This is a genomic window from Dyadobacter sp. OTU695 (assembly GCF_038440355.1).
Lineage (GTDB): Bacteria > Bacteroidota > Bacteroidia > Cytophagales > Spirosomataceae > Dyadobacter.
Genome location: NZ_JASATN010000031.1, coordinates 48,464 through 59,527, shown reverse-complemented (window position 1 = coordinate 59,527; position 11,064 = coordinate 48,464). Strand labels below are relative to the sequence as shown.

Here is an 11,064-nt window from a genome sequence, read left to right as displayed (position 1 = left end):
CAGAAACAAAATCGTCCACACCATCTTTGCCCTAATAAAAAACCAAGCAACCTATCAAGATCACTTGGTTTTATCATAGAAATCAGGGTGACAACGTGATGTCATGCTGAGCGTAGTCGAAGCATTTGCGAGGACGCCATTCTACCGCCTTCTCCGCTGCTCGCGCTTCATCTTCTTCAAATTCGCAATCGCCGCTTTTGCTTCCTTATCCTGGCTGGACTTTTTATCAGCCCTGTCATCAGCAAGCTTGTAGTATTTCAAAGCCTCGTCATAATCTTTCTTATGCTCGGCGATTTTGCCCAGCCCCAGCAGCGACGAAACATAATATCCCGCGTTCATCGAATTGGTTTGCGTCGAATAATCGATCGCTTTTTGATAGTACCCGGCGGCTGCGTCGTAGTTCCGGTGGTAGTTCATATTGTAGTATGCCAATACATAAGCCGCATTGCGGCCACTTACTCCTTCGTAGCCCGGCATTCCCTGGCTGATTTTGGTAATGATATTCTGCGCTGCCTGTTCCGCTTCGGCCATTTTGCCGGTAACAAATGCTGTGCGGCAAAAATAGCGTTCGAAATAAGGGTTATTCGGGTAGGTTTGCCACATGTATTTGGCCATTTCGTAGGCTTTGCTGTACTCGTTTTCCATGCTGTAAATCTGCAACAGGAAGTAACGGGCCTCCACACGGGTATAGAATGCATTGTTACCTACCTTTTCCAGCTGCTGTTCGCCGAGCTTTTTATTTCCTTTTGGAAAAAGTGCCAGGATCGGTTTCAGGATCGGATATTCCTTGGGGACCCATTCGGCGTAATAATTATACAGACCGTCGCCAAACAGCAATTCCGGGGAAAGGTCGCCATTGCCCTTGCATTGTTCGAAATACTTCAATGACTTTTTACCGGCAAAAGCCGCCTTCGCCCAGCTTTCACGCTCGGCATACAGCCTACCTTTGAATGCGTAAGCCGCGGCGAGGAAGAATGCAGGTTCTATTTTATTTTCCTGATCATCATATAGCTCCTCCGCCAACGTGATGGTCGAATCCATGTGCGCGAGAAACGTTTTGTCGTAGGCTTCGTTTTCTGTATTTGGTACAATTTTCCACCACTCGGCCAAACCCATCAAAAAATGGGGCATGGGATGCTTTGGGTAGCGATATCTGAGCCAACGGAATTCGGCGTCCGCCTCGTAAAACTGGTAATTGTATAATTTATTGATCGCTTCTGTTGACTCGATCTGTACTCCCGGATTTTGGAGGACCATCGCATACTTCTTGTCAAGCTCGGCCGAAGAATACAATTGCGCCGTCGCGATGTTGCTGGTAATAACCGTTAAGCAGCAGAATATGATTATGTTAACAACTAAACTTTTCATAGCAGGGGGAAATCTGTTCTATAACGCCTGATTGATATTTTGCGTTTGTCAGCGACCCGGTTTTTAAAAAAAGAGTTAATATTGATCCTCAGAGTATTTGGCATCATCCGACAGTCGACGCTCCGGCGCCCGGTTTCGAAAGGGCTCCTAAATGTCTCTCGGAACCTTATTCGCACTTCAAAATTATGATTAACATTCTGGATAAAACATTTGTCCCCTTTATTTCGCGCGAAACGATCGAAAAACGCGTTGCCGAGTTAGCTGCCGGCATTAATTCCGACTATGCGGATTCTTGCCCGGTCTTCATCATTGTGCTCAATGGTGCTTTTCTCTTTGCTAGTGAGCTGGTCAAAAACATTTCGCTGGCCTGCGAAATCAATTTCATACGGCTTTCTTCTTATTCCCAGACTGCTTCTACGGGTAATGTGCGGGAGATTATCGGGATGGACGCCAATGTTGCGGGGCGTGATGTGATCATCATCGAGGATATTGTGGATACGGGGCTGACGATGTCGCAACTGATCGCAAAAGTGAAGTCGATGTCGCCCAAATCCGTCGAAATCGCTACTTTACTGCACAAGCCGGAAGCTTTGAAAGCGCCGGTGGACATGCGCTATGTCGGCTTTGAAATTGAAAACAAATTTGTGGTCGGCTACGGCCTTGATTACGACGGCATTGGCCGCAACCTCGACGCGATTTACGTCCTCGCCTGACCTCCTTCTTTTCACCAACGTTCTAAATTCCTAACTTCTATGCTTATCCAATTCTTTGGCGCCGCACGCACCGTAACCGGAAGCAAGCACCTCATTACCACCGAAAAAGGAACTAAAATACTGCTCGATTGCGGGCTTTTCCAGGGCATTCAAACCGACGAATTCAACCAGGAATTCGGTTTCAAACCGTCCGAAGTCGACTATGTGATCCTCTCGCACGCACACATCGACCACTCAGGCCTGCTCCCGCGCCTCGTGCGCAAGGGTTTCAACGGGCCGATCTACTGCACCGCCGCTACCGCCGACCTTTGCCGGGTAATGCTGCTCGACAGCGCCCATATCCAGGAAAAGGATTTGGAACGGATCAATAAGCGCCGGAAAAAGCAAGGCCGTCCGCTGCTTGAAGAGCTTTATAATGCCGAAGACGCCGCCCATGCATTGAACCTCCTGAAAACGGTCCGCTACGGGCAGACGTTCTTTTTGGGTGAGAACAATGAAGTATCCGTGATCCTGACCGACGCGGCCCATTTGCTCGGCAGCGCTGCCGTTCATTTAAGCATTCCGGACGCTGGGACATTCAAACAGGTCACTTTCACCGGCGATATCGGCCGCCCCGAAGACCGCATTCTCCACAAGCCGGAAGTGTTCCCTCAGGCGGATTACATTATCTGCGAGTCAACTTACGGCGACCGTTTACATGAAAAGGAGATCGATATGCATGCGCATTTGCTGCGTGTTGTGGAGGAAACCTGCGTCCGTCGCCGCGGCAAGCTCATTATTCCCGCCTTCGCGATCGACCGTACGCAGGAGCTCATCTACGCCCTCGACCAGCTTTCGAGCTCCGGCCGGCTTCCGCAGATCCCAGTGTACATCGACAGCCCGCTGGCGATCCGCGCAACGGCGATTATGAAGGAGCACGACGAATGCTTCAACCCCGAAATCCTCGAATACATTGAAAAGGACGGCGACGCATTCGCATTTCCATATCTGAACTACATTTCCGATGTGCAGCGATCCATGGCGCTCAACGACCGCAAAGAGCCTTGCATCATCATTTCAGCCTCCGGAATGGCCGAAGCGGGGCGGATCAAGCACCATATCAAAAACAACATCGGTGACCCGAACTCGACGATCCTGCTCGTGGGCTACGCGTCCGCGAACACGCTCGCAGGCGCATTAAAGCGCGGGGACACGCATGTGAACATCTTCGGCGAGAAGTTCGAAGTAAAATGCCGTGTGGAAACGATGGACTCCTTCTCCGGCCATGGCGATTACAACGAAATGCTGGAATTCCTCTCCTGTCAGACACCCGAGCGCGTGAAGGAAGTCTTTCTTGTGCACGGCGAATACGAGACGCAAATCGCCTTCAAGTTGAAGCTGGAAAAGGCCGGATACCGCAAAATCCACATTCCGGCCCTGTATGAAGGGGTCAAAATTTAATTTTTCGCGATTTTTTCACGCTTCGAAACCCGAAATGCTTGTAAAGTCCAAAACAAGATTGCTATCTTTGCGCACCGATTTCAGGCCGAAGTGGTGAAACTGGTAGACACGCACGTTTCAGGGGCGTGAGGGAGCAATCCTGTGCGGGTTCGAGTCCCGCCTTCGGCACAAAACGCTGTTTCTGTTATCAGGAACGGCGTTTTTGCTTTTAGTCGTAAACTTCCTTGCGGTTGCCGGTTTGAACAATGTCAATCGCAAGCTCCGCATCAAGTATTCGATAAATTATTCGGTAATTGCCTGCCCTGATACGGTACCGGTCCTGATATCCTTTGAGCTTCTTGCAGCCCGACTGGTAGGGATTCTCCACAAAAAGGAAATTGCCGCAGATACAAGGCAATAGTCCCTTCCTGTTAAGCCGCTCATGAATTTTTTCGCGCTGCGGCTTAATTCGACCCGGTAACTCAACCCAGCTTATGCTTTGCGTCTAATTCTGCTTTGACTTGCTCCCAGGGGAAGCGCTCCTCGTCTTTACGCTCCTTCACCAAAAGGCCGTCATAGTGATCTGAATTTGCTTTTGTTCCGCGACCAGGTCGACAAACCATTGTCGATAAAATGCTGTCATTCGCCGCAGAAAAGTAGAAGGCAGAGCCCGCAAAATTCCCGGGGCGCTCGCTAACATGCGCACCACCCTGTTAAAAGTCAATACATTCCCTAAAATGCCAGTTTGCATATTGCTATCGACATAAACATCTGGCTGAACAGACCCAACACGTTAATTTAAACAGATAAGTGCAGATTTGAGTTGTCATGGTAGAAAATCTTTTGGTTGACGAAGCAGCCGCGCCGACATCAAAAATGCTTGAATCGGGAAAGTCAAGCAAAGTAGGGGTAATTAAAAGCTTGTTAAAGTCATTTGAATCGCCGACTCTCAAGTGGTCAAGTAAAATTATCAACGGGTGATTTTGATCATTTCATTCCAACAATTAGTCTATTCGAACTGTCGACTTACTCACAAAAAACAGACTGCTTTACATCGTGAATGACCAGCAAATCAATTTTCATTCAACATATAGTAGAATTACAACTTTGATTTCTTAGGAAGAGCAACAAAATCCCTTCACTATTATGGACTTCAAAGATCAAATCAAACAATTTAGCGAACGAGTATCCAAGTTAAAGGATAACATTCACACGGAAGAGGCTACGAAAAACGCTTTTATCATGCCGTTCCTTCAAATCCTAGGCTACGACGTATTTAACCCGATGGAAGTTATTCCGGAATTCATTTGTGATATTGGAACCAAAAAGGGCGAAAAAATTGACTATGCAATATTTAGGGATGGAGTGCCTATTCTTCTGGTAGAATGCAAGCATTGGAAGCAAAAGCTGGATGTACACGACGGTCAGCTGCTCCGATATTTTCATGTCTCCAAGGCAAAGTTCTCGATGCTGACTAACGGCTTGATTTTTAGATTCTACACGGATTTAGTAGAACAGAATAAGATGGATGAAAAGCCGTTCTTGGAATTCAATATCGAAGAAATTAAAGATGGGCAAATAGAGCAATTAAAGGAGTTTCACAAGGCGTATTTCGATGTTGAAAACATTTATCAGTCCGCAAGTGAATTGAAATATATTAATGAAATAAGGCAGTTGATAAATCAGGAATTCCAGGAGCCCAATGATGAATTCGTGAAGTATTTTGCAAAACAGGTTTACCCGTCTATGGTAACATCGAAAGTGCTCGAAGCATTCCGCGTACTGGTTAAACGCACCATAACAAACATTATAAATGACACCATTAACGATCGCCTAAAATCCGCAATCAGCAAACCTGACACTCCGTTTCCTCCCGAACCGCCCATTGTCACCATTCCCACCAACGTAGATACGCAGGAAAAGGAAATCGTTACCACGCAAGAGGAATTGGAAGGATATTATATAGTAAGATCGATATTGCGCCAAAAAGTAACCTCAAACCGCATTACTCATCGGGACGCGCTATCCTATTTTGCGATATTCCTGGATGATAACAACCGAAAACCCCTGTGCCGTCTGTATTTAAACAATTCAAAAAAATATATCGGGCTGTTTGATTCGGACAAAAAAGAATTGAAAGTCGAAATTCAGACAATCGATGATATTTACAATTTTGGTAGCCAGCTTGATAATACGATTGAGATATATTTGGATGCTAAAAAGTAAATACCAATTGACGCGACCCTCTTGAAAACTCAAATGGAGCGCTCTTGTTAAAATCCTGGTGCTTTGAAAAGTGACGCCGGATTGATTTGCATTCCTCACAAATCCTCAGAATATTCGCATTCCTTAACAAATCACAACAACTATGAAAAAGCTTGAAAGAAACGCCCTGTTATGGTGCGGGATCGGCGAAAGTCCCCCGGAATGCTTGTTGTGAGCATTAAGGACACCTTAGACAGGGCCCTTTAAATCCTTTAAATCACAACTTTATGTACACACCTATCACAGACGAATCCCCGGATTCGTCAAGGCTGGCGCATTATGGCCAGTTAGTTCATGATTTGCTTTCTCAAACCAGCCCCGAAGAATGGATCGGCGACCTTTGGTCGATTTACAGTGGGTACATGGTATCTGAGAAAGAGGCGGGTTATAATCCGCGATGTACGGAGATTTTCGAGACTTTCAGGGAACTGGTGTTCTTCTTCGAGAAAGCGCAGAGACTGACGGTTTAATGCGTAATGAGGGCAATCGGCAGGCGCTGGTTGCCCTTGGTACAAGTGCTTTTCTTACCAATGAAAGTCAATCCAGATTACCTTTTAAAACTCAAACGTATTCTCATTCCTTACGCCGTCGTCGCCTGGGGGACGGCGCTCATACTGGTATTTGTACGATGGTGGTTGTTTTTGGATAAACATCCGATCCTTGAAGTGAGTGAGGACAGCTGGCATTTCTGGATTCCGGCGATTTTCCCATGGGGGCCGATTTTGCTCTGGCTGAAACCGCGGTTTGATAGTCTGGAATATAAGTCGGGAAAGGATAAAGGGAGCTGGCAAATGCAGGCGATTTCGTGGGTTTCTATGATGGCGATGCTGATGATTTCGCAGATGCTGCTTAGCTATTCGACCGGTAAGATGCCGGAAATTAAGAATGTAAAGGAAATCCCTAAGCATGAACGCGTTCGGTATTACCGGATCAGCGAATTCGCCGTGCATCAATTCATTGGCGGAGTACATTATACGTTGGAAAAAGGCGGCCGCTATAACTAGGACCTGAACATCGACATTTACTTTGTAAACCCGATCCTCACCCACAAAAAGCAAATCATTTCGATGACGCCGCTGTATTGGTACGGCGTCAAATTTCATAAGCGGATCAGCAACCTCAGCGGGAATGAAACCAAGCAGCTGCGTTTCAAGGAGTTTTTCGAAGATTGCGCTCAGAAAATGGAGCATTATGATTTCTATAAGCTCGATCATTTCGAACATAAACCGGCCTCAACCGACCGGGAAAATTTCAGGATTGCTGTCCAAAATGCATTGCAGAAGCCTGTTAACAACGATTTTATGATTCTCCAACCGGATACGAGGCCCGTCGACCGGAGTATGGGCGGAAAGCTGGCCTGAATTTTTGGTGCATTCGTAATTGGAGCCGGGATTTTAATGCTGTTGTTGATAAGACCGCGCCTGGAAACAACGCAACACGAAGAAGCCTGATTTTGTCCTGATTACACTCCAAATTCGTCGCTTCTGACCCTTTTAAGCTGGTGGCTAAGGGGCTAAATTTACATTCCGCCCGATGCAGAAACTCTGGCATCGGTGACCTGACTATTAATCCAACCCAACCATGGAAGACATCAAACAAATCAAACTCGACAGTGAATGCGCCGTCATCACGGCCAACCAGGTAATGCTGTCCAACTCCACGTTTACCGATGTGAATATGAGCAACATATCAATCACCGACGCCAATCTGAGCGACTTGCATATCGAAGGCGCGCAGCTGGGCGGGGCTTTGTTTGAGAATATCGGCATGGCGCCGCCGGATCACCCGATGTATGACCCCGCGGCGGAACAAAGGCCGTTGCGTTTCGAGCATTGCGATTTGCACAAAAGCACATTCGTGAGTTGCGATCTGAGCGGGATCGAGATTTCGGGATGTAATATCGAGGGTCTGAAAATCGATGGCGTGTTGATTTCCGAACTGTTGGCTGGCAGGCACTGACTTCCGCAGCGCCTGCCAGATTCGACTGGACTAACGGGATAAGGCCATTTTAAACAGGCGCCGCTCGCCGCCAACCTCTATTTGAACGGTATAAATACCTTCACTCAACCGCGATTGTCTCGTATCCAGACGCATTTCCCCGTTCGTAACGGTGAACGTTTCTTCACGTAGCACTTTTCCCGAAGCGCTGACGAGTCTAACCCTACCGGTCTTTCCGTCATATCCGGGCAGAGAAATTTTAAAATGATCTCTAACCGGATTTGGGTATACGTAAGCGACATCGCCGCCATTCAGCTGCACGTTGACGATCTTGCTGAATGCGTAGCTTCCATCTAAGTCGAGCATTTTTAAACGGTAATAGACCTGTCCGTTGGAACCGGTCCGCGGATGGCTGTCTGTGATCGTGTACCGGTCTGTGCCTTCGTCAAACTTTACTTTTCCGAAAGACTCGAACTGTTTTCCATTCGCTGAGCACTCCACCTCAAAATGGCTGAAATTCATCGCATCGGCTACTTGCCAATTCAGTTCTATGGATTTTCCCTCAGCTTTTGCGGTGAATGATACCAGCCTCACAGGCAGTGGCGCGGTACTCGTTTGCACCACAAACCCACTAAATCCCTCAGTATCGAAAGTCACTTCCCAGCGCTTGAATGTGTCGTTCCAGACGATGTCGTTGTCGTCGGGATCTATAATGGTGGACACGATAGACGGATAGCTACCGGGCAGGCCGCTGGCATCATCGCTCGTACCGGAGTATTTACCAATACGGAGGTTTGCCTTTCCGGCTGCGTCACCGGCATCGACGGGCAGATCCAGCGTGCTGCCTGGCGCGGCATTGAATGCGATAAATTCTCCCTGTGAAAAATATAAAGTGACGCGGCCGGTAGCATTCGCGGCGTTCTGCGCAGGGGTAATTTCATAATGCCTTGCCACAAATGGGTCCCCGTGGAAAGTAGGAACACCATTTTCCACCCACGTGCGGGCATTAATGCTTCCCGTCACGGGATTGGTACCCTGCGAGCTTACCGACGCGACAATGCGGCATCCCGCACCGCTCATGAACGAGACCGTTTCGTCGGAACCGAGGTCGGCCGAAACAGAATCCAGCGACCTTGCCAGCTGTGGCCCGCCTGTATGATACACCAGTCTGACCACGTTGTCACCTGGATGAACCGCCACTACATATCCGTATGTCGCATTAAACACGCCGCCTGCTACTCCGAGAAAGCTGTTGCAGTCATTTACTTCACCGATTGTGCCCGTCGTGCCATTTCCCCAGGTGATGGCAGATGTGTTTACAAGATAATTGCCGTCGGACAGAAGACTAACTGTTCCGTACCCTCCCATCTTACCATTCGGCTTTGTCCCTACCAGGGAATTTGCCGCGCTGATCTCGCCGGTAGTAGGGCTTGTACCGCTTGCCCACTTCACGGCACCCGCGTCGATCACATTTCCATTGTCCCAGTTCTCACTCACAATCAGATAATTCCCATTTGAAAGCGGCCTTACGTTCCGCCCGATCAGGTCTACAGCATGGCTGCCAAGCAGCGAATTGGCCGTGCTCAATGTACCTACAAATTCCTGAGAGCCATTGGCCCAGGTGAGCAGTCCGGCGCGGTCAATCCCATTGACTTCTGCAAATTCTCTTTGAATAACATAATTGCCATTTGTAAGCGGAGTGACCTTCAAGCCGCTCGAACTGCCAAGTTCGCTTGTCCCGACAAACGAATTAAGCGCACTCACTTCGCCAACCCGGCCCGTGAAACCATCGCACCAGGTAACGGCGCCCACTTGTTGCCTGTCATCGTTGCGCCAATATGGGGTCGGCACCACGTAATGGCCATTGCTCAGCGGGACAATGCCCAGCAAGCCGACATTGTCGAGCGTGTCTCTTCCTACCAGCGAATTTGAAGTTGAAATGCGCCCGGTTGTGCCGGTTGTACCGTCACCCCAGGTAATGGCTCCGGCGCCGGAGATACCGTCGCGGGTCCACATGGGGCTGTTGACGACGTAATTACCGTTTGATAATGCATGAGCGCCACCGGATTCGTAAGGGCGGGAGCCGTAAAGCGAATTATTTATCGTAACAGGGCCGGTAATACCGCTCACTCCATTTCCCCAGGTAACCGCCCCAAATGCTTCTGCCGCCTCGTCCTTCCAGGCAGAACTGCTTACGACGTAGTTGCCGTTGGTCAGCGCTGACACACCGCCTCCAACCCGATGGTTTGCCTGGGTACCGACCAGCGAATTGGCTGCGCTCACCACCCCAACGAGTCCTGTCGAACCATTACCGAAAGTGACCGCACCAGCATTCTGGATGGCTCCGTTATCCCATTCCGTACTTCTGATCAGGTAGTTGCCATTTGTGAGTGCCGTCAACCCGTAACCATCGCCGATACGGTCGCCGGTATGAGAGCCGATCAGCGCGTTGGCCGGGCCCACCATACCCGATACGCCCGTCGATCCACTCCCCCAGATTACGGCGCCGACATCCTGATTCGTGGGGCTGTCCCAGCCTGGACAGGGAACGACGTAATTACCATTTGATAAAACTACGATATCCAGGTAACCCAGCGCGTCGCCCTGGTTTGCGCCCACCAACGAATTGGTCGCATTCACATTACCAACCAGCCCCGTGCTGCCATTGCACCAGGTCACAGCGCCCACTGCATCCTTTCCAGGCGCTTTTAAGGAAAAACTTTTAACAAGATAATTACCGTTGGGTAATACTGTAACACCAGTAGTACCGACCACATCCCACTTGACATTCCCGATTAACGAGTTGGCAGGACTTACCACGCCATTCAACCCGGTAACGCCATTGACCCACGTCACAGCGCCGACATCGGCAATGCCCCCGTTGTCCCACTGACTGCTCACGACAACCAGATTTCCGTTAGATAACGCGAACAAACGATCGCCTACATTGTCGTTCGCCGTCGATCCTTTCAAAGTACTGATCAGCTTTTTGGTATTGCCATCAAAAAGGTACACCACTCCGATATCAGTCTTACCTCCTTCGTCATATTCGCGGTTTGAGACGGCGAAATTGCCGTTCGTGAGTACGATGATATTTGCGGAAGTCATCGTGCCCGGGGCTGAGGGCCATGGAATGTCAATTGCTTGAGAAAATGACGACTGGCGGCTGGTCAAGAGGAAAGCAACAACCGCAATGACGTGTAAAGTGATTTTCATAGCACTGTGTGTTAAGCGTAAAACAGGGAACAGCAAGTAACTGCCAATTACATTGACGAAGATATAATAAAACCCTGTTAAAAAGACACGCTAAAAATCGATCGGTCATTCGATAATTTTCCGGCTATTATTTATCAAATAGTAT

General features: G+C 48.7%; 10 protein-coding genes and 1 tRNA gene. 8 read left to right on the top strand and 3 right to left on the bottom strand.

Going from position 1 to position 11,064, the window contains the following annotated elements:
• Positions 1-141: 141 nt before the first annotated feature.
• On the bottom strand, positions 142-1,368 hold the full coding sequence (locus tag AAHB90_RS30805; RefSeq protein ID WP_342089167.1) for a tetratricopeptide repeat protein: 1,227 nt from the start codon (positions 1,366-1,368) through the stop codon (positions 142-144).
• Between the two features lie 185 nt (positions 1,369-1,553).
• Here AAHB90_RS30805 and hpt point away from each other — a divergent pair, with 185 nt between their 5' ends.
• From hpt to AAHB90_RS30790, 3 genes are all read left to right on the top strand, one after another.
• Positions 1,554-2,081 (top strand): hypoxanthine phosphoribosyltransferase, encoded by a 528-nt coding sequence (gene hpt / locus AAHB90_RS30800; protein WP_342089165.1) that lies wholly within the window; start codon positions 1,554-1,556, stop codon positions 2,079-2,081.
• 39 nt (positions 2,082-2,120) lie between these two features.
• Positions 2,121-3,521 (top strand): MBL fold metallo-hydrolase, encoded by a 1,401-nt coding sequence (locus tag AAHB90_RS30795; RefSeq protein WP_342089164.1) that lies wholly within the window; start codon positions 2,121-2,123, stop codon positions 3,519-3,521.
• 84 nt (positions 3,522-3,605) lie between these two features.
• Positions 3,606-3,689, top strand: a tRNA-Leu gene (locus tag AAHB90_RS30790).
• Positions 3,690-3,729: 40 nt separating this feature from the next.
• Here AAHB90_RS30790 and AAHB90_RS30785 read toward each other — a convergent pair.
• Positions 3,730-3,888, bottom strand: a complete 159-nt coding sequence (locus AAHB90_RS30785; protein WP_342089163.1) for a type II toxin-antitoxin system RelE family toxin — start codon at positions 3,886-3,888, stop codon at positions 3,730-3,732.
• 758 nt (positions 3,889-4,646) lie between these two features.
• On the opposite strand from AAHB90_RS30785, the gene AAHB90_RS30780 reads away from it, so the two are divergent.
• The 5 genes from AAHB90_RS30780 to AAHB90_RS30760 all read left to right on the top strand — a co-directional run bounded on the left by AAHB90_RS30780 (position 4,647) and on the right by AAHB90_RS30760 (position 7,724).
• Entirely contained in the window at positions 4,647-5,726 is a 1,080-nt protein-coding gene (locus AAHB90_RS30780; RefSeq protein WP_342089162.1) for a type I restriction endonuclease, read from the top strand.
• Positions 5,727-5,992: 266 nt separating this feature from the next.
• The gene (locus AAHB90_RS30775) at positions 5,993-6,235 is read left to right on the top strand and encodes a hypothetical protein (protein ID WP_342089161.1); all 243 of its coding nucleotides are present in this window, start codon (positions 5,993-5,995) and stop codon (positions 6,233-6,235) included.
• Between the two features lie 60 nt (positions 6,236-6,295).
• Positions 6,296-6,769 (top strand): hypothetical protein, encoded by a 474-nt coding sequence (locus AAHB90_RS30770; protein ID WP_342089159.1) that lies wholly within the window; start codon positions 6,296-6,298, stop codon positions 6,767-6,769.
• A 63-nt stretch (positions 6,770-6,832) separates the two neighbouring features.
• On the top strand, positions 6,833-7,126 hold the full coding sequence (locus AAHB90_RS30765) for a hypothetical protein (protein ID WP_342089158.1): 294 nt from the start codon (positions 6,833-6,835) through the stop codon (positions 7,124-7,126).
• 220 nt (positions 7,127-7,346) lie between these two features.
• A complete protein-coding gene (locus AAHB90_RS30760) occupies positions 7,347-7,724 on the top strand; it encodes a pentapeptide repeat-containing protein (protein WP_342089156.1) in 378 nt (125 codons plus the stop codon).
• 30 nt (positions 7,725-7,754) lie between these two features.
• On the opposite strand, the gene AAHB90_RS30755 is transcribed toward AAHB90_RS30760, so the two are convergent.
• Positions 7,755-10,919, bottom strand: a complete 3,165-nt coding sequence (locus AAHB90_RS30755; RefSeq protein WP_342089154.1) for a T9SS type A sorting domain-containing protein — start codon at positions 10,917-10,919, stop codon at positions 7,755-7,757.
• Positions 10,920-11,064 lie beyond the last annotated feature (145 nt).

Bases quoted from the DNA above. Each gene is read 5' to 3' on its own strand.
- AAHB90_RS30770 (WP_342089159.1), top strand. From the start codon at position 6,296: ATGAAAGTCAATCCAGATTACCTTTTAAAACTCAAACGTATTCTCATT.
- AAHB90_RS30765 (WP_342089158.1), top strand. From the start codon at position 6,833: ATGACGCCGCTGTATTGGTACGGCGTCAAATTTCATAAGCGGATCAGC.
- AAHB90_RS30805 (WP_342089167.1), bottom strand. From the start codon at position 1,368: ATGAAAAGTTTAGTTGTTAACATAATCATATTCTGCTGCTTAACGGTT.
- AAHB90_RS30795 (WP_342089164.1), top strand. From the start codon at position 2,121: ATGCTTATCCAATTCTTTGGCGCCGCACGCACCGTAACCGGAAGCAAG.
- AAHB90_RS30775 (WP_342089161.1), top strand. From the start codon at position 5,993: ATGTACACACCTATCACAGACGAATCCCCGGATTCGTCAAGGCTGGCG.
- AAHB90_RS30780 (WP_342089162.1), top strand. From the start codon at position 4,647: ATGGACTTCAAAGATCAAATCAAACAATTTAGCGAACGAGTATCCAAG.
- AAHB90_RS30760 (WP_342089156.1), top strand. From the start codon at position 7,347: ATGGAAGACATCAAACAAATCAAACTCGACAGTGAATGCGCCGTCATC.
- AAHB90_RS30755 (WP_342089154.1), bottom strand. From the start codon at position 10,919: ATGAAAATCACTTTACACGTCATTGCGGTTGTTGCTTTCCTCTTGACC.
- hpt (WP_342089165.1), top strand. From the start codon at position 1,554: ATGATTAACATTCTGGATAAAACATTTGTCCCCTTTATTTCGCGCGAA.